Source organism: Paenibacillus sp. FSL H7-0714, from assembly GCF_038003765.1.
Lineage (GTDB): Bacteria > Bacillota > Bacilli > Paenibacillales > Paenibacillaceae > Paenibacillus_AQ.
Genome location: NZ_JBBOPT010000001.1, coordinates 3,917,565 through 3,936,003, shown reverse-complemented (window position 1 = coordinate 3,936,003; position 18,439 = coordinate 3,917,565). Strand labels below are relative to the sequence as shown.

The following is an 18,439-nucleotide window of genomic DNA, read 5'->3' as shown; positions in this document are numbered from 1 at the left end:
CACATACAATACACCATGCAGTTAAGAACGAGGTTGTTTACGAAGCAACCCCAAGGAGGAGACAGCGTGGCCGTCATCAAAACGAACTCGGAAGATGTGAAGGTGCTAGCGCGGTTGATGAGAGCGGAAGCTGAGGAAGATGGAGATCTCGGTATGCTTATGGTCGGCAATGTTGGTGTCAACCGGATTCTTGGCAATTGCCTTGATTTTTTGAACATTCGTAATGTGAATGACATGGTCTATCAAAGTCCAGGAGGATTCGAAGCCCCGCAGAAAAGCTACTTCTATCAACGAGCAAGAGAAGCAGATATCCGTCTTGCTAAACGTGCAATTGCAGGTGAAAGAACATGGCCAGCGACCAATGCTTTATGGTTCTTCCGTCCTGTAGGAGATTGCCCTCCAACCTGGTATAACCAACAAAACACAGGCCGCTTTAAAGCTCATTGCTTCTTTACTCCGACTGGAGAAGATTGCCCTGCTGTATTTATTGGTAATTAACAGGGTAACTGTGTAAAAGAGAATTACTCATTATTATGAGTAATTCTCTCAGTAAGCTAGTGCAAAGGTTCTTTTGTGTCCAAAGGGAGCAACTGCTCCGATAAACATTTAGGAGGTTTCATTAAATGATCGTTCAACCATACCGTCCCGTCACTTATACTATTGGTAGTGTTTCTTCTTCAGGTATGCAAATGCCAATGTCTACAGGAATGCAAGGGATGCAAGGAATGCAAGGCATGGGAAGCATGCCGCCACAAGTTAGCAGTGGAAGTCCAATGACACCAGGAGGGGTTGTAGTTCAAAACCCACCTCAACAGTTTGAACAATCGTATATCGAAAATATTTTCAGACTGAATTTAGGCAAAGTAGGTACATTTTATTTTACTTATGAAAATAACAAAGAGTGGAATGCCAAAGTTTACAAGGGTGTGCTGGAAGCTGCGGGCCGTGACCACATTATTATTAGTGACCCAGTAACTGGTCAACGTACTGTATTACTTATGATTTATTTTGATTATGCTACATTTGATGAGCCCCTTACTTACCAGTACCCTGGAGTGATCGGTAATCCTCCAACAACAAGAAACTGTCGCTAATCAAGTCCTTATATTTCTGGATGAACCCCAACACTTAACGGTGAGGGGGTTTTCTTTATACATACTGATATTTTGGAATAATAAGGGGAATAAAGACCCATTTTTTTTCGAAAGGACACGCATGCTTGCGGTTTGCCCCAATATATTAATATAATAAATTGTATAAGACTCAAAAAACCTTGATATATCAGTGTTTACAAGGGATTTTGAGTCTTTTTTTTATCTTGAAATCACAGAAAAATCACATTCTCGGCAGATCCTTGGAATTTAATATGTTTTGGAAGTAGATTTTTAGTTTGTCACTACTGCTTTGCATCATTCGTTCCGTCACATGGGTATAAATCTTGAGTGTGGTTTTTGCATCATCGTGACCTACACGCTTCATAATCGTTTTGAGATCAATCTGAGAGCCAGACGCGATACTTGCTTCGATTAGCATCGTGATGTGCGTGTGTCGAAATATATGAGGAGTTGCGTGCTTCTTGATGTTTGTTAATTTCATTAGACGAGCCATACGATTAACTAACTTCCAGTTTGTAAATGGTGTTCCGTTGTTATTGGTCAAAATAAACTGAGTCTCTACAAAATCATCGTGGAGCTCCTTGTATCTTTTATGTCGAGCGGACTGTTTTATCTTTAACCGCTTAAACATCTCAACGATGAAATCATCCACATCAAAGGTGCGGACGGATCCGGTAGTCTTTGGAGGTGTTAATTGGTACGCGCCACTTCCACCCTGTGGAAAGTGAAGTGTTTTATAAATATGAACGTCATGAGTTTCGAAGTTGAAATCAGGCCACTCTAAAGCACAAAATTCTCCTGGTCGCACTCCGCTAAACAGCAAAAAATAAAACGTCTCTAGATCATCACCTAAACCGTGATTTTGTAGTACTTCCAGAAATTCTTCAATTTCACTTCTTTCCAGAAATTTTTCTTCCAGTGCATTGTTTTTAGCTTCTAAAACTGTCCGTTGTTTTTTAGGCATTTTTATGTTTTGACAAGGGTTATCAATGCGTAAATTTTCTTTGATGATCCATTTGAATATTAAATTTGCTGTTGAGTGATAACGATAGATGGAGTTTATCTCATATCCTTCTGAAAACAAATTGTTGAGCATTTTTTGATGTTGGTTATGTGTTATTTTATCGATATTAGCGCCACCATAATATTTGTTCAGTAAATTAATGTCGGACACATGAGCTTCCACAGTTTTTCCTTTAACTCCGCTAGTAATAATATAATCTTGTAGCCATTCTTGAGCAGCCTCATTGAATTTCATTTTTTTGGCTCGCTTTGTATCGGTTCCACCCTTCATACGATCCACAACTGCCTGAGCTGCGGCGATGGCTTCCTTCTGTGTATCACGTACCCTCGGTACCTGTTGGCGCTTGCCTGTGACCGGATCAGGAGGACCCTCCATGACACACTTCCACTTGTAGCCTTGTTTGTTCTTTGCAGGTACTTTAAATACGCTGGCCATGAGTAGGTCCTCCTAAATTAAAAATTAATAGCATCTTCTAAAGCTTCTATGGTTAGAAACAATTTGTTTGCGTTTTGTCCATGTCGAGAAGCAATTCGCTCCATGTCGATCATTACGTATCCAGAACGGCTCGGAGGGATTAAAAGATCACTTGAACGAACAACAGCGCTATTCCGATTAGAGTTTGGATGGACATCCACGCTTTTAAAGGTTCCATTAACCTCGATGTAGAGTGGCTGATCCCACTTAAAACCTCCACGTTGTTCAATGATAAGCGTGTGGGGTCTAGATAAATCGTCAAGCCCGTAAACACCTCGTATGATTGGCTCAGGAGTTGTCGTGTATGGTAAAGTGTTTTCCTTGGCCACAGCAGTATATGTAAAAGCCGTCATGAATTCAGCGCTAGCAATACGCTCGCGAATCTGTTTCAGACGCAACAGTGCGAATTCTGGAGGAACCTGAAATACGGTTGCAACTATACCTGCCGCTTCTTCTTCGAAAGCAGGGAGCTGCAATTTTTCAAGCATGAAAAAGGGGATGGCTGCGTAAAGACTGAATCGTTCGGCATCAGCTTCTTGCATTTGCTGGAAAAGCTCCGAAATCTGACGCTGATCCCCAACATGGCGGAGCACGTGTCCAAGCTCGTGGAAGAATGTTTTATGCTGTACATCACGTTCATCCTGTTGGTTGATAACAATTACACATAATTCATTATCAGAAAACGATTTAACGCTTTTGAAATGCACCTCAACATTAAAGGCTTCAGAAATTCGTTCTATAGTCAAATCGTTTGGCACCAATATAGCCCTGGAGAGGTAGTGATTTTCAATAGTTTGTTCCAACGGAGTTTTGAAGTATTTGGATAAGTTCATGTTAAATCCTCCAATTAGCGTACATATGTTCTATTTTGTATGTAAAAGAAAAGCCATTGCTGGCTATGTGTAAAACCTCTTTATTTCTGCTCTTTATTTGCTTTATCTAAAGCTCTTTGTCGTGCCTCTCTGATTTCCTTTATAAAATCATCAGCCGCTTTAAATTCCTCTTCTGTCCAGTCATTTGGCCCACCATAGAATGATAAATTAGATTCTCTTTTCTCTAAAGGTGATGGATCGTTAGTTAGACCAAGAAGATAGTCCCCATTGGTTTCTAAGACATCAATCAATCTCCGAAGTGTTTCAGGATCAGGCTTTCTGTCGTTTGTTTCATATCGAGATAATTGAACAATTGTTAATCCGCATTTCGTTGCTAATTCCTTTTGTTTGATGTTCTTTTTTTCTCTTAGATACTTTATTCGATCACCGAGAGTTTTCATGTTGACTCCTTCTCTCTAAAATAAAAAAACATTTTTCAATTATTTTACCATTACCATATTGGTAAATAAACAAAATTGCCAATATGGTAAAAATATCGTTGACATTACCGAAATGGTAATGTATGATCAAATCACAAGTTACCGAAACGGTAATTCGGAGGTGATAGAGTGAAACGTGTAGATCTCGAAAAAATTAAAAGTCTACGTAAATGTATCGGCCTATCTTTAGAAGAAATGGCTAGCATTTTGGGATATGAAAGTCTCAATGGATACTATTATTTGGAGGTAGGTCGAGGGAAGTTCTCAGCCGAAGCTCTCGCAAAAGTAGCTGATACATTTCATGTTCCACTTGAACAGCTTTTTTTTGAAGATAAAGTTACCGATTCGGTAACGATGGAACCGTCTGCAGCCAAGGAGGTGATCTAAATGGATGAAGAACGAATTCGTGAGATCGTGCGGGAAGAGCTGGCCGCCGCTGCAACGACGGCCAGCTTTGAAGAAGAATTGCAATTGATCGAGATTCGCCAAAGACGAATCGAACAAAAAGTTAAAGATCCAGCGAAACGCCAGCAGCTTTTAATTGCTTTAAAAGAGCAGCGTTGTTACCTTCAATCATCTTTGCAACAGCCCGAATAATTGCTTCATGAGATGACTCGTTCCATTTAGTTTTGGTATCAAACTTGGATAATTCTATATCATTATCCATTTCATCAAAAACATCAAGTGTAGAACCCTGGTATTCGACAAATCCCATTTGTTCTAAATCTTCATAAGAAAGTCCTAATTTCATAGTAGCCCTCCTTTCTGCAAGATTTGGACCATCTCATTTTAGCAGAAAGAGGAAACTAAATCAGTGAAGGATGTGATCTTAATGTCCATTGTAGTCATAGACAGCGATGACTTAGAACGGTTACTTGAAAAAGTAGTGTCTAAGGCAATCGAAGCTTACGCCGTACAAGTCCCGACTTCACTACCACCAGTGCTTAGTATTAAGCAGTTCATGGAACTTCTGGACATTAGCAGACCAACAGCCACTGAGGTTATGAGACGTCCAGACTTTCCAGTGAATCGTGAGTTTGGTAATCCACGGATACCGACAGCTTTGTTACTTCGGTGGATCGATGAACACACCGAGTGGATCGATAATAACACTGGTGAAGATTTCAAAGCTAAACGCAGACAAGCAATCGGATAAAGAAAACCCGCCGAGCTTTATCGGCAGCGGCGGGCAGGGATTGCGGTAAGGGGAATCGCTTAACAACATCATACATCAGGCCTCTGTCCGATAGCATCCCATAAAACGGACAAAGGAGTTGAAATCTAGTTGGCAATCGGACAATTTGGAACCGCACTACAAGACGTCTTGAAACGTACCGGTGATAACCGGCATATTGCTGGAAAAGTAGCTAATGTCGATGCTTCTCAAATCGGGAAAATCGTTAAAGGAACGCGTAAAGCTTCTAGGCCAGTCATGAAGGCAGCGGTTGAGCACTACGATGATGGACAGCTTTTCTTGGCAGCAGTAGCAGATGTTTCTGGGGGAGCCTTCTCACCTTGGCTGGATAATGTGGATCTGCATAGAGCAAGCGTCCTAATAAAAACCGTCGAGGAGATGAAGGAAGTACTTGTGGCATCGGGACAAGCACCAATCAGCAAAACTAATGAACAAATAACGGATGCAGAGCGACATCAAATAAAACGACTGCTTATGGAAACGGTGGAAGCTATCACGGCCCTGACTCATCTGGTTGCAGTGCTATGTAAAGAGTATTCCTTTAGTTGGTTGGGAACTTGGAAGGAGCATCGAGCTGAGCTAAAGGTTAAAAAATATTTGAAATGAGGGTGCGCTTTGGAAAGAGAACAATTGGTCGCTGAGGCAAGAGAAGCGGGTCAGCATGCAGCTCATAACCTACAGATGATCCGGAAGAATCCGGATGTGATGCTACCAGGAAGGATTGAGGATGCTGAAGACTATCTGAAAAATATGATCCGCATCGCTGAAGTAGAAATGAAAAATGACCGCCTGGCAGGGCAGTCACTTGGTTTGAAATCTCGGTTAGAGAATCTCTTGATGTCCATTCTAAACCCGAAGCGTGAAAAGCACAAGGTTACCCTTTGAGATTCAAATGCATTAATAAACTCTTAAAAATCATCTTACGGAGGCTAATAATATGAAATCAACTGGAATTGTACGTAAATTGGACGAGCTTGGACGGATCGTTATCCCTATTGAATTACGTCGCACTATGAATTTGGAGATCAAAGACCCTGTAGAGATCTTTGTTGACGACGACAAGATCATCTTCCGAAAGTATGCACCCGGCTGTGCGATCACTGGTAGCCAGGAAGATTTGGTTCCTTTTGAAGGGAAACTGTACAGCCGCTCAGTTATTCAGCAAATGGCAGCAGCAGCAAAGATTTAAGAAGGACAGGCACGGGCTTCGGCCCCTGTCTTGGAATGTCGGACCTTAAAAATAACCTTTCCTCCGTCCGGGATTCCAAGATGCGGCTGACGCATCCAAGGTGGTGGCGGATCACATAGATCAATGGAGCTGAATAGGCCGTCTTTATTGGTGCAGTTACTCCCTCGCCCACCTTGCAAATACATAGAAAGGAGGCAGCTTATGCAAATCATTCAAAAGTTAACAGTGGTTAGTAATCCTACACGAGTATTTGAAGTTGGAACCGAGATTGATAGCAGTGAAGTAATTGAGATTAAGCAGGTTGGTTCTGAGTATGAGGACCATGTTCATTCTGAGTATGTCGTTCTGGACGAAGATGGCCACATGATAGCCAGTGTCGAGAACGCTCCTGTAATCGTGGATTACAAGGAAATTGCTGAACACGACAACGAAAAATAGCCCACTGGCATGGGCTATCTCAGTTCATTGAAAATCAAATTTTCTTGCCCCCACTATATCATGCTGGGGGCGCACTACACAAGAGGGGGAGTTCATCCATGCGTGGAACGCACACATTTCTCTTACATGAGGGAATCGTTGACTTCATCATCGATGCGGAGACCTACTTTAATCCTCCGGTTCTAAATATCCAGCAAGGCGGGGAATCCATTCAGCATCATTTTAGCAATGAGCAATTGGCTGAGCTGGAATACAAAATCCGGACTTATTTGGATGGTATCCGCTATCCAGAAACACCTGATCAACAAATGATCTTACATGATGAATGCATTGCAGCCATCGAGGAGGAAATCGCTTGAAACGTATCGTTTTGGAGCGCCTAACGCTCCGTAATTTCAAAGGTATTAAAGAACTTGTCCTCGCCGCTAAAGGCGGGGATGCTGATGTCTATGGTGACAATGCTACTGGGAAGACCACTATGTTCGACGGCTTTGTCTGGCTCTTGTTCGGTAAGGACAGCCAGAACAAGGCTGACTTCGAGATTAAAGGTTTGGATGGAGTGGGAAAGGTTCTTCAGCACAAGTTGGAGCACGAGGTGGAGGGAGTTTTCTTGATCGATGGCCGCCGTCGTACTTTCCGCCGAGTATTTACTGAAAAGTGGACTAAGAAACGTGGTTCCGCGACGGATGCGTTCGAAGGACATGAAACGAATTACTTCATTGATGGTGTTCCTGTGAAAAAAGGAGAGTACACCACTGAAGTTGATTCCATCATCAAAGAGGATTTATTCAAACTATTGACTTCACCTTCTTACTTCAATGAACAGCTAAAGAAAGAAGAGCGCCGAAAGACGTTACTGGAGGTATGCGGTGATCTTACGGACGCCGAGGTCATTCACGGTAACAAGGAACTTGCTTCATTACCAGGTATCCTGGGAGATCGCGACCTTGAGTCACATAAAAAGGTTATTTCTTCCCGATGCGCTGTGATTAACAAGGAGATCAAGGAACTGCCGGTGCGGATCAGTGAAGTGCAGCGCCAAATGCCGGATGTTGCGGAGCTGGATGAAGAGCTCCTCAAGGAAGATATCGCAATGCTTCGCCGCCGGGTTGAATCCAGCGAGGCAGAATTGTCCCGCATCCTTTCTGGCGGGGAAGTGGCAGTTCAGGAGAAGCGGCTTCGTGAAATTGAAGGCGAGCTGATCGATATTAAGAGTCGTATGCAGTCCAATGTGCTGGATAAGTTGGCTCTTAAACGTGATGAAGTAAACCGGATGCATAACGAGCTGGATAAGTACCGTCGCACAGTAGAAGACAAGGAGCAACGTATCAAACAGAATGAGCGCTTAGTTGCTGATCGTCGGCAAGAAGCAGATCGCTTGAGAACAGAATTTGCTGAGCTGAGGAGTCTTACCTTCGAACATCCTGAAGGTCATGATGCCAATTGCCCAGCCTGCGGTCAGTCACTCCCAGAAGATCAAATTAAGGCGGCTCACGACAAAGCAGAGGCTGAATTTAATCGTCGGCTAGCGGAGCGTAAGGAGCGTATCAATAATTCCGGTAAAACAGCAGTGGCAGAAACTCAGAAATTCGAACAGGAAATCATTCGGCTGCGGGAAGAAATCGAAGATTTAACCAGTACCCTGAAAACCCTGCAGGCAGAGGTCGCGTCCGCTGATGATCAGCTAACTGTTCTTCGAGCAGGTGTCAAAGATCCTGCCTCAGATCCGGAATATGCGAGCAAGCAGGCTGAAGCTACTCAAGTTAAACAGCAGATTGAAGTATTGAGAACTTCAGGTGAAGATGCTGCTGCAACAACCCGTTCCGAAATTCGCCGGCAACGTGCTGAGATCGAAGAAATGGAGCGTGATCTCGCTAGCTTCGATGGTGTCCGCCGGGCGCAAATGCGGGTGGTGGAGCTAGAGAAACAGGAGCGGGAACTTGCAGCAGAGTACGAACGCCTGCAGCATGAAATGTTCCTCTGCGAGGAATTCACTAAGACCAAGGTCAGCATGCTGGATGCCAAGATCAACAGCAAATTCAAGCTTGCCCGGTTCAGGTTGTTTGAAGATCAGATCAATGGTGGCATTAAAGAAGTCTGCGACACGCTCTATAAAGGTGTTCCTTATGATGGTGGACTCAACAATGCGGCTCGTATCAATGTCGGTTTGGACATCATCAATACGCTAGGTGAGCATTACGGATTCTCGGCTCCGATCTTCGTAGATAATGCCGAGGCAGTGACCAAGCTGATCGACACAGATGCTCAGGTGATCCGACTGGTAGTAAGTGAAGCAGATAAGCGGCTGCGCATTGAGACCGCAGCTATACAGGAGGCGATTTAATTGAGTACAGCACAACTTGCTTTAGTAAAGCGAGACACAGTTGATGTGGTCGCTGAAAAGGTACGTCAATTTCAGGAACGCGGGGAAATTCACTTCCCCGCAAACTATAGTCCAGAGAATGCTATGAAATCCGCATGGCTGCTCCTTCAAACTGTTCAAGATAAGAATTATAAGCCCGCTCTTGAGACATGCACGAAGGATAGTATAGCGAACTCATTGCTGGATATGGTTGTTCAGGGTTTGAATCCGGCTAAGAAACAAGGTTACTTCATCGTGTACGGTACAAAGCTCACATTCCAGCGGAGTTACTTTGGGACGATGGCAGTCACAAAAAATGTTACAGGAGCTTCTGACATCGATGCTCAGATCATCTACCAGGATGATGAATTTGAATTCGAAATTGTTCGCAGTCGTAAGAAAATCACTAAGCATAAATCAGCGTTTAAAAACATCGATGATAGCATGATTATTGGAGCATACTGCACGATCTATTGGGAAGACGGTAATGAGTACACCGAGATTATGACCATGAGTGAGATTCGTCAATCATGGAAGAAGTCGAAGCAAGGACCCGACAAGGAGAACAGCACGCATAATGAATTCCCTGGTGAGATGGCAAAGCGTACTGTCATTAATCGAGCATGCAAGGCTTATATGAACACCTCCGATGATAGTAGCTTGATCATGAAACATTTCAAGGCACAGGATGAAATGATTGCTGAAGCTGAGGTGGAAGCAGAGATTGCAGAACATGCGAACGGAGAGATTATTGATATCACACCGGAAGCAGCAGCTGATAAAAAGGCTACTGAAGCTCCAACCGCAGAAAAGTCAAAAACTACTGAGACCAAACGACAATTGACTGGAAGTAAGGCTCAAGCTGGTAATGATCCTAACAATTTTGCTAACGATGTCCCTCCTCTTGAACAAGAGATGCAGTTCTGATGATTGACATCCAATGTCTCGGCTCTAGCAGCGCTGGTAACGCCTATCGCTTATCTGACGGGCATACCGTGCTTCTGCTGGAAGCCGGTTTTCCTTATAAGTCGATACAACGGGCGCTTAATTTTAGAATGTCGGACATTGCCGGTTGCCTCATTACACACGAGCACCTAGATCATAGCAAGGCTGCTCCTGACATTATGCGGACAGGCATTAACATTTACACCAGCGCAGGCACGGCAATTGCTAGAGGGTTAACAGGACATCGCCTGAAGGTCATAAAGGCGTTGGAACAGTTCACGATTGGTACTTGGACAATTCTACCGTTTGATATTCAGCATGATGTGGAAGAGCCGCTAGGCTTCCTGCTAGCCAATACAGAGGGAGATAAACTAGTCTTCCTGACTGATACCTACTATTGCCGGCATCGCTTCAAAGACCTTACTCACATCATGGTGGAGTGCAATTATTCCTTAGATATCGTTAACAAGCGGGTGGCTGCGGGTCAATTGCATCCTGCTCAAAAGAAACGACTGCTTCGTTCTCACTTCGGATTGGAGAATGTGAAAGAATTCTTGAAAGCCAATGATACCCGGAATATTGAGGAGATTTGGCTTCTGCACTTATCTGATGGTAATAGTGACGCAGAACGCTTTAAGAGAGAGATTCAGGAGACTACCGGAGCTCTTGTTAGTGTGGCAGATCGATGATCAACGATAAACCTATGATGCAGAGCATGATGGGGGAGCGGATCTGGAAGCTGATGAAGGTAGATCAAGAGGAGTTTAAACGGGAAACTCGAGAATACTTCGCTCGAGCTTACCCAGGCTGGACGGTGAAGCGGGTGAAATACCCGATCGTTTACCTCCAGAATGATAGAGATTGATATGAATGATTTATAGGGGATGATTGAATGCCCGAAGGCAGTTACCCGTTTCCGACATACTCAGGGCTTTTGCAGCCACAACATTACAAACAAATAGGCAGCGCGATATGGCTTTTCCTGTGGTGTATCAGCTCCACGACATCGGAGAAGGAAAGAGAGGGAACTGTCTGGGGTATTGTCCTCGGGAACAAGCCGATCCGCAGCAGTGAGTTGGAGGAAACTTTCGGAGTGACCGGAAGAACAATCCGCGATTGGATTAAAAGATTAGAGGAGCATGGTTACATACGAGTGACCCGCGCTCCATATGGACTTATTTTCAGTGTTCGGAACTCAAAAAAGTATCAAAATAGACCGGAAGTAAACTTCCACTCTGAGGATGGAGATAGGAAAAAAACTTCCGATCTGGAGGATGGAGATAGGAAGAAAACTTCCGATCACCCGGAAGAAAACTTCCGATCTAATAAAGATATTATAAAGATTTTGATTGATAGATGGATTAATGGTTTGGAAGAAGATGATCAAAAAGAGTTGAGTTCAAGATCCGGGGTGCTGACCGCCGCTGTGGGTGCCGTCTCCACAGGCCAAATAGATCTTGATAAACCGACAGTCGAACAGCGTGTCCTTAATATCGAACAGTATTACATGCAACGTAATGGGCTACTCAGTTCCGTTACTGCCGATTGGGAACATGTTCGTGAGATTGCGAACGAGGCCATGCCGCTGGATCTCGTATACTTTTTCATCGATCTGGCAATTGCCCGGAAGAAAGCTAAACGGAGGAGACCTTCGGACAAGATTCGGACGTTCTCGTATTGCAAAACCGTTATTTATGGCTGCTGGGATGAATTGTCCTCATATCTTGAGCGGTACCTAACTCCCCCTGCATCTTCACAGCAGGGAACAGTCGCCCTGGGACCCTCAAGAGAGCGTCGAAAAAGCCAACGTCAACAGGAAATTGAAGATTTAGAACAGTTCATCGAGGAGGAGAAGAAGCGTGGAAGTGGTTGAAGTTGCTCAGCTTTATCGAGAGATTAAGAAGCATTTCCCGTTTTTTGATGCTTCCGTCGAAAAGGTAAAAGCAGATTATAAATATCTCAAAGATTTTCCGGCGGAAACAGCCCAAGAGAATATTGATCGCTATATTCTGACTGAAACGGTAGAGCCAAAGATTGCGAATATTCGTGGTCGGTTAGGCGATTTGCAAGAAAGCCAGCGCAGTAAGGAAGCTGCTGCAGAACATTTCGCCAATCTTGATGAATGGGCGTCTAGCCATAAACCGCCACCTGAAGGTTATTGGGAAACAGTAAAGCGGAAACTTCGAGGTGAAACGAATGCTTGATCGTGAGGTTTTTTTAGCGGCAGCGGGAATTGAAATGCCGGTTGATCTCCAAGCCGAGCAAGCGGTACTAGGTGCGGCTTTGATAGATCAGTCGGCTTATGAAGCCTCGGCAGATATTTTGCAAGGTGGAGAATTTAGTGACGAAGGACATGCACGGATATACAGGGCGATGCGTCGACTCAGCAATGAGGAACAGCCCATTGATTTGATCAGCCTGACCTCACAGCTGCAGGACAGCGAGGAAATCGACAAGGTTGGTGGGGTTAGTTACCTGTCGAAGTTGGCTCATGCAGTGCCGACAACTGCGAACGCAGCCTACTATGTTGAGCGAGTTCAGGAGATGTTCCTTCGTCGTCAAGCAATTGATACAGCCCTAGATCTGCTTCGCAATGCTGGGGAGGAACAGGATGTTAAAGGGTTCGTTGCAATGGCTGAGACTGCTGTATCTAAACTCTCAGACCAGACGGTTCCAGTACGTGAGTTTATTGGGATCAAAGATGCATTGATGCAGGTCTGGGAAGAGGCAGAGCAGCGGTACAACGTCCGTGATATAAACCGCGGAATCACAGGAATTGAGTCTGGGTTTACTGATCTTGATAAGATGACTGCCGGATTCCAGAAAAACGACTTAATTATCGTAGCGGCACGGCCATCGGTTGGTAAAACGGCTTTTGCACTGAACATTGCTCAAAATGTCGGAGTACGAGCGAAGGAGACCGTCGCTATCTTCAGTTTGGAGATGAGTGCCGCGCAGCTTGTACAAAGAATGATCTGTGCTGAAGCCCAGATCGATGCTAGTCGTATGCGAACAGGGAAGTTTGAAGGTGATGATTGGGAACGTATGGCGATGGCCGTTGGGCTATTGTCGGAGGCAGATATTCAAATTGACGATACCCCTGGTATAACGGTGAATGAGATTCGTGCCAAGTGCCGGCGGTTGAAGAAAGAAGGCAAGCTGGGAATGATCGTGATCGATTATCTGCAGCTTATCCAGGGTAGAGGGCGCAGCGGTGCGAACCGGCAGGAAGAGGTATCACAGATTAGCCGAACCTTGAAGCAAATAGCCCGGGAACTTGAAGTGCCAGTTATCGCCTTATCCCAACTCAGCCGAGGTGTTGAGCAGCGACAGGACAAGCGTCCAATGATGAGTGACCTTCGCGAATCGGGAGCAATTGAACAGGATGCAGACATTGTAGCGTTCCTTTATCGCGACGATTATTACGACAAAGAAACTGAGAAAAAGAACATCATTGAAATCATTATTGCCAAGCAGCGTAACGGCCCGGTGGGGACCGTCGAACTTGTCTTCATGAAGAATTTCAATAAATTTGCTAATTACGAATATGTGCATGAGGGAAAAACGCCGGCAGGGAATGCGAAGAACATTGAAAAGCGCAAATGGGCGCAGTAAAGGAGCCAATATGGAAGAACAATTTTACGGGTTTTGCTTCCAAGAACCGGGCGGCTGGCATACACCTTCGGTGACACTGAACACTCCGGAGGAAGTTTATCGCTATACGCAGCTCCATGGTAAGACTGGAATATTTCGCGAAGTACGGGTGACAGATGGCGGAGATTCTATCGTCGTACAGATGATTGACGGTCAGTATGTGTGGCCTGAAGAGTGGAAGCAACTGAATAAGGGGGATGGAGAAGATGAAGCAGGGAAAACGGCCGACGCGACGGCAGAAGGAAACGATCCGGGCCAGTCGGCTTAATCCGGAAAATTGGTTGGTTGAGCGGGAGACGCTTGCGGAACTGGTATTGATCCCTAAGATCAGTGTCGAAGGGAAGACGAAGAAGCGGACGATCCGCAAGGGTGCCTGATGAGCGGGCGGAATTATTGGCACGTGTATAACCAGATGCGTCGTCATTATATAGATACCGGAGTTGCTCAGGGACGCACGGTTCTGCTAGCTGAGTTTTCAGACATGGATCCGGCGGAAGTGGACGAGGGTATTGCAGAGTTTGAACTCGCGATTGGTGTACGATTGAGGGGAGTCGATCTTAATGGTTGTAAAGAAGCGCAAGCCAATTGATCCGTTCTTCCAGCAGCAAAATTACTTCATGGTTGTGGATGAGACTGGAGCGATGGCAGGTATGGTGTATGTGCTTGATACAGCGATGATTCCGGCTAAGCATCGAGGAGGAAAACGTAATGATTCAGTTTACGGTTTACGGAGAACCGGTCGCCCAGGGCCGGCCTAAATTTAGCACTGCCGGTGGATTTCCGAGAGCCTATGATCCCGCCAAATCTCGGGATTATAAAGATTACGTCCGTTTGGCTGCCAGTGAGCATGCGCCAGCAGCACTGCTGGATGGTCCGTTGGGAATTGCGGTTACAGCCTATCGTTCCACACCCAAGAGCTTTAGTCAGAAAAAAGCAGCAGCTGCAGAGCGCGGTGATATTCTCCCAGTGACTAAGCCTGATGCGGACAACTATCTGAAGGGTGTTAAGGATGCGCTGAAGGGCATCATCTGGAAGGATGATAGCCAGGTAGTGGACGCTTTTGTCCGTAAGCGGTACAGTGCTAGACCGCGTATAGAAGTGAAGATCAAGGAACTCCAATAAAAAACTTGAGGGGAAGATCGATATGATAAAGGATTATGCGAAATTTAGTGCGACGGTAGCAAAGGGGATCAAGGTTGGTGACACAGAGGTTGAAATTAAACTGCTACTTCCGCTGAGAGTCATGCAGGAGAACTTCCTGTTTCTCAGCAGCAATCAGGGGGAAAAGATCAATGTCTTCATGGGAGATCCGCAGGCTGCTTTTGATTTCGATGAAGAGGACGGAGATATATACCGGGAAGTCACTGGCCGTCGTGTCACAACTGATGCTTCCGGCATCGTGATGAGCACAGAGAAGCTTGGTGAAGAAGATCCCGATCAAAGTGACCTCTTCGAAAAGCAGGAGGGTGAATCGAGCGGCGAGCAGAAGAATGATGAAATTGAGATTGTTGAGCCGGATGCGGAAGAAGACACTAATGGCGTTCAATCATCAGAAGAAGATATTAATGATGGCGGTCCTGATGAGCATTCAGAGGGCTCAGAACTCGAACCGAATTGGCTGAATGATGGAGCTGGAACTGACGGCCAAGATAACGAGGGTGATCCTGATGAATCAGGAGAACAAGTCTTGAAAGGTGAAAGCTCTAATCTTGGTGGGGCTGCTACAGATGAGACAAGTAAGGAAGAACTGGACGCTTTTATCCTTGCTGAACGCCCAATCTTTCCTGAAGTCGAATATGATGGACAGCCAATCCCGTTCCCTGTTCTTCTGGAGAAACGTATCAATGAAGATAAAACTTGGCGCGAAATCGCTAATGAAAATGGCATGACTAGTGGGCAACTATCAACCAGATGGACGGCATATCGCAAACTGGCAGCAACGAAAATGAAGGGTGGCGGAGGAGCAGCGTAAGCTGCTTTTCTCTTACCTAGGGAGGTGTCGCTTTGATCTTTGCGGTTTATGCACTCGCAATTGATAAATATATCGAAGTTATGTGGGAAACGGCAGTGCGGAAACATCGGATTGCGCAGTTACGGACACTGATGGACCAAGCACTAGATGAGCGAGATGGAGAGAACTTTTATCGGTATTCGACGGAGTTAAAAAGATTAAGGAAGGGGGAGTGAAGAAATGAAAAACCTAATACAGGTAGAGCTAGAGAAGCTTGAACCTCGGATTAAGTGGGTTACAAATATGATCAATGAAGCTGAAAATGAGGGGGGTTACAACGAGGGAGATCCACAAGAGATGTATCTTCGGGGGATGTTTTATCAGATTAGCAGTAAATTGGACGAGGTTAGGCGGTATATACGCCAAGTGACGGCACCTGTGATTGAAGAAGGTATTCTTCACAAAGGGAAAGATGGTAGGTATGCAGCCGGAAAACATGCTTATTACACGTCCGGTGCTTCTATTGAATACTTGTTCGAAGATTCCGCAGGAGAGAGTCGCTGGGTGTACTCCCATGTGGAGCACAATGGCAATGATTATTACATCGTTAGCACCCCAGATTGTTCCATGGAAGGATTGAAAGTTCGAGTTAAGAAGCTCCCTCTCTGGGATTAAGAAACAGCCCCAAACTGGCGCGGTGCGACTTTGAAGAAACTATAGAGACGCATCCGGTTCACTGGCAGGAGGCCGAAGCTGAGTTGCTACGCCGTCGACGCAAACTGCTCACCAGCAAATTCCAAAAGGGCTCGTTTTGAGGGTTACAATATAAAAACCAACAGATGTCTTAAACTAAAAAATAATATCAAAGACTACTGTTGGTTTGTTGAACTAATGTATCCCGTTAGATCAATCTTCCATCGTTAATATAGAATATTTCTCAAAACTAAGAACATCATCAATTGCCTTCCCACTAAAATCCTGAATGTAGTGGTACTCGGCAATCAGGCTTTCTTTAAAGTACACGTTTAATGTCGTTTGTAAGAATTCAATTGGTGTATCAAATCTACAATTAATGACCAATGCAATACGTTGATTTGTTAGCTCTATAGAAGAGATATCTTCATTTCTGAAAGCTTCAAAGTAATCTTCAGGGTCCTCTTCTTTCCAAGTATTTATCCAATTCCAAAAACCCTCTCTTGCTTTCTCAAAGGGTTGCTTCTCATCTATGAATTTTCTTAATTCAGTCGTATCCAAATTAAACTGCTCCTTTGTTATAGGAATCTGTTTCTATTTCGCCCAGGGGTTCTCAATATCCTGCCCGTTAGCTTCATGTTCTCGACAGTTTAATACTTTATTTTCTTTGAAAAAAAGGGTTCCGTAGATGATGCACAGTACGAAGAAACACCACAATACCAATCTATTAAGGGGTGAGAGGATATGCACCGGGCGCAGATAGTTTACGAAATCACGTGGAACTCATGAGAGAGTTTGGCAGTACATTTTCGCGGATGATGGATACTGCAACCGTGAATGTCCGATAGGTGGACTGCTGCAGCTGCGAGGCAAAGAGTTGGAAAGGGGAGGACGCGGTGAAGCAAATCATCTATGTGGCCGGAATGAACCGGAAACATCTAGCCGAACAAGAAAGCAGTGTCCCTTTTTGGCTCCTAAGCACAACACTTCTACGGAAGTATCCGCCTAGGCTTGACCAGTCTAAAAGGGCTGAAGCATTCTTGAACACTGATGAAGGTCGTAAATGGTTTATGGAAAATAGAATTCTTTAGTCGGGAATTTTTATAAGGAGAGAGAAGCAGCATGATAGATCGATTTGAAACGGTGGAGGAGGTGCAATCATAGCTAGTAGGCCATTAACGAATCGGCAGAAAGAGACACTTGAACTTATAAAGGGATTCATTGATCTGAAAGGCTATGCACCTTCAGTTACTGAGGTAGCGGATCTTCTGAAGATAAAGTCACGCTCTACGGCGCATTCATTAGTAAAGCAATTAGTAGACAAAGGTTACTTAGTGAAGGCTGATCATGAAGTGCGGACGTTGCGGGTAGTGGGGGAAGAAGGCAGAATTTCACTCGAATCATATAAAGCTTTGCATAAAGAAAACACACGGTTACTGCAGGAGAATGCGGAGCTGCGGAAAAAGCTTAAGGGCTTTGAAAATCGATAATATGTAAAGACCCCCATATCCTTGGTCGGGGCGGGGGGGCCTTCTGTTAAACTATTCCTCTCGACATTATAGCATAAAGGGGAGTAGGGGATGGCTATGGTTTGGGGGCAGGATGAGCTTTTTCCAACAGCGAGTGAGACAGAGATCCAACGGACAAAGTTTCTCCTATGTAAATTTAAAAGTATGTCACTGTTGATGAATGATTACGAAAAATTCACGAAAGATATGCAACAAGTGGGTATAGACGGAGAAGTTGCACGTCGGATTGATCAGGATGAACTGCACGCTGACAAGTCAGCTAATGCCGTCATTCTGATAGAAAAGCAACTTTGGGTGTACGAGCAGTACCAGCTTTATACCGGGGTTATTCGGCGGGCAACTGGTCTGATCCAGGACAGGGAGGCACGTGATGCGATTCAACATAGATATATTGAGGGACATTCTTTTAAGGAGACAATATTATTCTTCCGCTACGGTCTCAGTGACAGTACTATTCGGCGTAAACTCGATGAGGGTATCAGGAGTATCTCCAATACATTAAAGCTAATGGGATTCTTTGAGAAGGATGACGCTGAATTTTAACAAATCGAAAATATT

At 44.7% G+C, this 18,439-nt stretch carries 32 protein-coding genes; 28 read left to right on the top strand and 4 right to left on the bottom strand.

All coding sequences use genetic code 11. The features are described 5' to 3' along the window. The first annotated feature begins 66 nt into the window (after positions 1 to 66). Positions 67 to 498, top strand: a complete 432-nt coding sequence (locus NST34_RS17455; protein WP_076283592.1) for a cell wall hydrolase — start codon at positions 67 to 69, stop codon at positions 496 to 498. Between the two features lie 185 nt (positions 499 to 683). Beyond that, the gene (gene gerQ, locus NST34_RS17450; protein ID WP_371916527.1) at positions 684 to 1,094 is read left to right on the top strand and encodes a spore coat protein GerQ; all 411 of its coding nucleotides are present in this window, start codon (positions 684 to 686) and stop codon (positions 1,092 to 1,094) included. Positions 1,095 to 1,335: 241 nt separating this feature from the next. Here the strand turns inward: gerQ and NST34_RS17445 are convergent, their stop codons facing one another. From NST34_RS17445 to NST34_RS17435, 3 genes are all read right to left on the bottom strand, one after another. Further along, on the bottom strand, positions 1,336 to 2,574 hold the full coding sequence (locus NST34_RS17445; protein ID WP_341128425.1) for a tyrosine-type recombinase/integrase: 1,239 nt from the start codon (positions 2,572 to 2,574) through the stop codon (positions 1,336 to 1,338). 17 nt (positions 2,575 to 2,591) lie between these two features. Beyond that, positions 2,592 to 3,446 carry an ImmA/IrrE family metallo-endopeptidase gene (locus NST34_RS17440; RefSeq protein WP_076220786.1) on the bottom strand — a complete coding sequence of 285 codons (855 nt, stop codon included), beginning with the start codon at positions 3,444 to 3,446 and terminating at the stop codon, positions 2,592 to 2,594. An 80-nt stretch (positions 3,447 to 3,526) separates the two neighbouring features. Further along, positions 3,527 to 3,886 (bottom strand): helix-turn-helix domain-containing protein, encoded by a 360-nt coding sequence (locus NST34_RS17435; protein WP_341128424.1) that lies wholly within the window; start codon positions 3,884 to 3,886, stop codon positions 3,527 to 3,529. A 168-nt stretch (positions 3,887 to 4,054) separates the two neighbouring features. Between NST34_RS17435 and NST34_RS17430 the strand changes: the two genes are divergently transcribed. The 23 genes from NST34_RS17430 to NST34_RS17325 all read left to right on the top strand — a co-directional run bounded on the left by NST34_RS17430 (position 4,055) and on the right by NST34_RS17325 (position 16,334). Further along, the gene (locus NST34_RS17430) at positions 4,055 to 4,312 is read left to right on the top strand and encodes a helix-turn-helix transcriptional regulator (protein ID WP_341128423.1); all 258 of its coding nucleotides are present in this window, start codon (positions 4,055 to 4,057) and stop codon (positions 4,310 to 4,312) included. After that, complete coding sequence (locus NST34_RS17425; protein WP_341128422.1) at positions 4,313 to 4,522, top strand: hypothetical protein; 210 nt, start codon at positions 4,313 to 4,315, stop codon at positions 4,520 to 4,522. It begins immediately after the preceding gene. 235 nt (positions 4,523 to 4,757) lie between these two features. Continuing rightward, entirely contained in the window at positions 4,758 to 5,081 is a 324-nt protein-coding gene (locus NST34_RS17420; protein ID WP_341128421.1) for a DNA-binding protein, read from the top strand. 129 nt (positions 5,082 to 5,210) lie between these two features. After that, a complete protein-coding gene (locus tag NST34_RS17415) occupies positions 5,211 to 5,726 on the top strand; it encodes an XRE family transcriptional regulator (RefSeq protein WP_341128420.1) in 516 nt (171 codons plus the stop codon). Between the two features lie 9 nt (positions 5,727 to 5,735). Beyond that, on the top strand, positions 5,736 to 6,005 hold the full coding sequence (locus NST34_RS17410; RefSeq protein ID WP_340970053.1) for a hypothetical protein: 270 nt from the start codon (positions 5,736 to 5,738) through the stop codon (positions 6,003 to 6,005). A 52-nt stretch (positions 6,006 to 6,057) separates the two neighbouring features. After that, on the top strand, positions 6,058 to 6,309 hold the full coding sequence (locus tag NST34_RS17405; protein WP_149647370.1) for an AbrB/MazE/SpoVT family DNA-binding domain-containing protein: 252 nt from the start codon (positions 6,058 to 6,060) through the stop codon (positions 6,307 to 6,309). A gap of 201 nt (positions 6,310 to 6,510) precedes the next feature. Further along, on the top strand, positions 6,511 to 6,747 hold the full coding sequence (locus NST34_RS17400; RefSeq protein WP_341128419.1) for a hypothetical protein: 237 nt from the start codon (positions 6,511 to 6,513) through the stop codon (positions 6,745 to 6,747). A gap of 98 nt (positions 6,748 to 6,845) precedes the next feature. After that, entirely contained in the window at positions 6,846 to 7,106 is a 261-nt protein-coding gene (locus NST34_RS17395) for a hypothetical protein (protein WP_341128418.1), read from the top strand. Next, on the top strand, positions 7,103 to 9,091 hold the full coding sequence (locus NST34_RS17390; protein WP_341128417.1) for an AAA family ATPase: 1,989 nt from the start codon (positions 7,103 to 7,105) through the stop codon (positions 9,089 to 9,091). The genes NST34_RS17395 and NST34_RS17390 overlap by 4 nt, the downstream gene beginning before the upstream one ends. Further along, positions 9,092 to 10,036, top strand: a complete 945-nt coding sequence (locus tag NST34_RS17385; RefSeq protein ID WP_341128416.1) for a recombinase RecT — start codon at positions 9,092 to 9,094, stop codon at positions 10,034 to 10,036. Continuing rightward, positions 10,036 to 10,743: an MBL fold metallo-hydrolase gene (locus tag NST34_RS17380; protein WP_341128415.1), complete on the top strand. Its 708-nt coding sequence runs from the start codon at positions 10,036 to 10,038 to the stop codon at positions 10,741 to 10,743. The genes NST34_RS17385 and NST34_RS17380 overlap by 1 nt, the downstream gene beginning before the upstream one ends. Beyond that, positions 10,740 to 10,919 (top strand): hypothetical protein, encoded by a 180-nt coding sequence (locus tag NST34_RS17375; protein WP_341128414.1) that lies wholly within the window; start codon positions 10,740 to 10,742, stop codon positions 10,917 to 10,919. Before NST34_RS17380 ends, NST34_RS17375 begins: the two co-directional genes overlap by 4 nt. Before the next feature lie 27 nt (positions 10,920 to 10,946). Next, positions 10,947 to 11,927: a hypothetical protein gene (locus NST34_RS17370; RefSeq protein WP_341128413.1), complete on the top strand. Its 981-nt coding sequence runs from the start codon at positions 10,947 to 10,949 to the stop codon at positions 11,925 to 11,927. Further along, entirely contained in the window at positions 11,914 to 12,258 is a 345-nt protein-coding gene (locus NST34_RS17365; RefSeq protein ID WP_341128412.1) for a hypothetical protein, read from the top strand. The genes NST34_RS17370 and NST34_RS17365 overlap by 14 nt, the downstream gene beginning before the upstream one ends. Then, complete coding sequence (gene dnaB, locus NST34_RS17360) at positions 12,251 to 13,669, top strand: replicative DNA helicase (protein ID WP_341129561.1); 1,419 nt, start codon at positions 12,251 to 12,253, stop codon at positions 13,667 to 13,669. The genes NST34_RS17365 and dnaB overlap by 8 nt, the downstream gene beginning before the upstream one ends. Positions 13,670 to 13,679: 10 nt before the next feature. Continuing rightward, positions 13,680 to 13,976, top strand: a complete 297-nt coding sequence (locus NST34_RS17355; RefSeq protein WP_341128411.1) for a hypothetical protein — start codon at positions 13,680 to 13,682, stop codon at positions 13,974 to 13,976. Beyond that, on the top strand, positions 13,906 to 14,085 hold the full coding sequence (locus NST34_RS32150; RefSeq protein ID WP_445667669.1) for a DUF6906 family protein: 180 nt from the start codon (positions 13,906 to 13,908) through the stop codon (positions 14,083 to 14,085). The genes NST34_RS17355 and NST34_RS32150 overlap by 71 nt, the downstream gene beginning before the upstream one ends. Before the next feature lie 35 nt (positions 14,086 to 14,120). Beyond that, positions 14,121 to 14,297 carry a hypothetical protein gene (locus tag NST34_RS17350; RefSeq protein WP_341128410.1) on the top strand — a complete coding sequence of 59 codons (177 nt, stop codon included), beginning with the start codon at positions 14,121 to 14,123 and terminating at the stop codon, positions 14,295 to 14,297. Next, positions 14,269 to 14,466, top strand: coding sequence for a hypothetical protein (locus NST34_RS17345; protein WP_341128409.1), 198 nt, complete (start codon positions 14,269 to 14,271; stop codon positions 14,464 to 14,466). Before NST34_RS17350 ends, NST34_RS17345 begins: the two co-directional genes overlap by 29 nt. Next, positions 14,417 to 14,830 carry a RusA family crossover junction endodeoxyribonuclease gene (locus NST34_RS17340; RefSeq protein ID WP_341128408.1) on the top strand — a complete coding sequence of 138 codons (414 nt, stop codon included), beginning with the start codon at positions 14,417 to 14,419 and terminating at the stop codon, positions 14,828 to 14,830. Before NST34_RS17345 ends, NST34_RS17340 begins: the two co-directional genes overlap by 50 nt. Positions 14,831 to 14,852: 22 nt before the next feature. Then, positions 14,853 to 15,680 (top strand): hypothetical protein, encoded by an 828-nt coding sequence (locus NST34_RS17335; protein WP_341128407.1) that lies wholly within the window; start codon positions 14,853 to 14,855, stop codon positions 15,678 to 15,680. 32 nt (positions 15,681 to 15,712) lie between these two features. After that, complete coding sequence (locus NST34_RS17330) at positions 15,713 to 15,895, top strand: IDEAL domain-containing protein (RefSeq protein ID WP_341128406.1); 183 nt, start codon at positions 15,713 to 15,715, stop codon at positions 15,893 to 15,895. 4 nt (positions 15,896 to 15,899) lie between these two features. Beyond that, positions 15,900 to 16,334: a DUF5348 domain-containing protein gene (locus tag NST34_RS17325; RefSeq protein WP_341128405.1), complete on the top strand. Its 435-nt coding sequence runs from the start codon at positions 15,900 to 15,902 to the stop codon at positions 16,332 to 16,334. A gap of 231 nt (positions 16,335 to 16,565) precedes the next feature. Here NST34_RS17325 and NST34_RS17320 read toward each other — a convergent pair whose 3' ends face one another. Continuing rightward, entirely contained in the window at positions 16,566 to 16,913 is a 348-nt protein-coding gene (locus tag NST34_RS17320) for a hypothetical protein (protein WP_341128404.1), read from the bottom strand. Positions 16,914 to 17,248: 335 nt separating this feature from the next. Between NST34_RS17320 and NST34_RS17315 the strand changes: the two genes are divergently transcribed. From NST34_RS17315 to NST34_RS17310, 3 genes are all read left to right on the top strand, one after another. Continuing rightward, positions 17,249 to 17,443, top strand: coding sequence for a hypothetical protein (locus tag NST34_RS17315; protein WP_341128403.1), 195 nt, complete (start codon positions 17,249 to 17,251; stop codon positions 17,441 to 17,443). Between the two features lie 66 nt (positions 17,444 to 17,509). Then, positions 17,510 to 17,842 carry a LexA family protein gene (locus tag NST34_RS32145; RefSeq protein WP_445667694.1) on the top strand — a complete coding sequence of 111 codons (333 nt, stop codon included), beginning with the start codon at positions 17,510 to 17,512 and terminating at the stop codon, positions 17,840 to 17,842. A 90-nt stretch (positions 17,843 to 17,932) separates the two neighbouring features. Then, positions 17,933 to 18,424 (top strand): hypothetical protein, encoded by a 492-nt coding sequence (locus tag NST34_RS17310; protein ID WP_341128402.1) that lies wholly within the window; start codon positions 17,933 to 17,935, stop codon positions 18,422 to 18,424. Positions 18,425 to 18,439 lie beyond the last annotated feature (15 nt).

Excerpts from the sequence above, each read along its gene's own strand:
- gerQ (WP_371916527.1), top strand. The coding sequence starts at position 684 with ATGCAAATGCCAATGTCTACAGGAATGCAAGGGATGCAAGGAATGCAA.
- NST34_RS17445 (WP_341128425.1), bottom strand. The coding sequence starts at position 2,574 with ATGGCCAGCGTATTTAAAGTACCTGCAAAGAACAAACAAGGCTACAAG.
- NST34_RS17440 (WP_076220786.1), bottom strand. The coding sequence starts at position 3,446 with ATGAACTTATCCAAATACTTCAAAACTCCGTTGGAACAAACTATTGAA.
- NST34_RS17435 (WP_341128424.1), bottom strand. The coding sequence starts at position 3,886 with ATGAAAACTCTCGGTGATCGAATAAAGTATCTAAGAGAAAAAAAGAAC.
- NST34_RS17425 (WP_341128422.1), top strand. The coding sequence starts at position 4,313 with ATGGATGAAGAACGAATTCGTGAGATCGTGCGGGAAGAGCTGGCCGCC.
- NST34_RS17420 (WP_341128421.1), top strand. The coding sequence starts at position 4,758 with ATGTCCATTGTAGTCATAGACAGCGATGACTTAGAACGGTTACTTGAA.
- NST34_RS17405 (WP_149647370.1), top strand. The coding sequence starts at position 6,058 with ATGAAATCAACTGGAATTGTACGTAAATTGGACGAGCTTGGACGGATC.
- NST34_RS17400 (WP_341128419.1), top strand. The coding sequence starts at position 6,511 with ATGCAAATCATTCAAAAGTTAACAGTGGTTAGTAATCCTACACGAGTA.
- NST34_RS17395 (WP_341128418.1), top strand. The coding sequence starts at position 6,846 with ATGCGTGGAACGCACACATTTCTCTTACATGAGGGAATCGTTGACTTC.
- NST34_RS17380 (WP_341128415.1), top strand. The coding sequence starts at position 10,036 with ATGATTGACATCCAATGTCTCGGCTCTAGCAGCGCTGGTAACGCCTAT.
- NST34_RS17375 (WP_341128414.1), top strand. The coding sequence starts at position 10,740 with ATGATCAACGATAAACCTATGATGCAGAGCATGATGGGGGAGCGGATC.
- NST34_RS17370 (WP_341128413.1), top strand. The coding sequence starts at position 10,947 with ATGCCCGAAGGCAGTTACCCGTTTCCGACATACTCAGGGCTTTTGCAG.
- dnaB (WP_341129561.1), top strand. The coding sequence starts at position 12,251 with ATGCTTGATCGTGAGGTTTTTTTAGCGGCAGCGGGAATTGAAATGCCG.
- NST34_RS17355 (WP_341128411.1), top strand. The coding sequence starts at position 13,680 with ATGGAAGAACAATTTTACGGGTTTTGCTTCCAAGAACCGGGCGGCTGG.
- NST34_RS32150 (WP_445667669.1), top strand. The coding sequence starts at position 13,906 with ATGGAGAAGATGAAGCAGGGAAAACGGCCGACGCGACGGCAGAAGGAA.
- NST34_RS17350 (WP_341128410.1), top strand. The coding sequence starts at position 14,121 with ATGCGTCGTCATTATATAGATACCGGAGTTGCTCAGGGACGCACGGTT.
- NST34_RS17345 (WP_341128409.1), top strand. The coding sequence starts at position 14,269 with ATGGTTGTAAAGAAGCGCAAGCCAATTGATCCGTTCTTCCAGCAGCAA.
- NST34_RS17340 (WP_341128408.1), top strand. The coding sequence starts at position 14,417 with ATGATTCAGTTTACGGTTTACGGAGAACCGGTCGCCCAGGGCCGGCCT.
- NST34_RS17335 (WP_341128407.1), top strand. The coding sequence starts at position 14,853 with ATGATAAAGGATTATGCGAAATTTAGTGCGACGGTAGCAAAGGGGATC.
- NST34_RS17325 (WP_341128405.1), top strand. The coding sequence starts at position 15,900 with ATGAAAAACCTAATACAGGTAGAGCTAGAGAAGCTTGAACCTCGGATT.
- NST34_RS17310 (WP_341128402.1), top strand. The coding sequence starts at position 17,933 with ATGGCTATGGTTTGGGGGCAGGATGAGCTTTTTCCAACAGCGAGTGAG.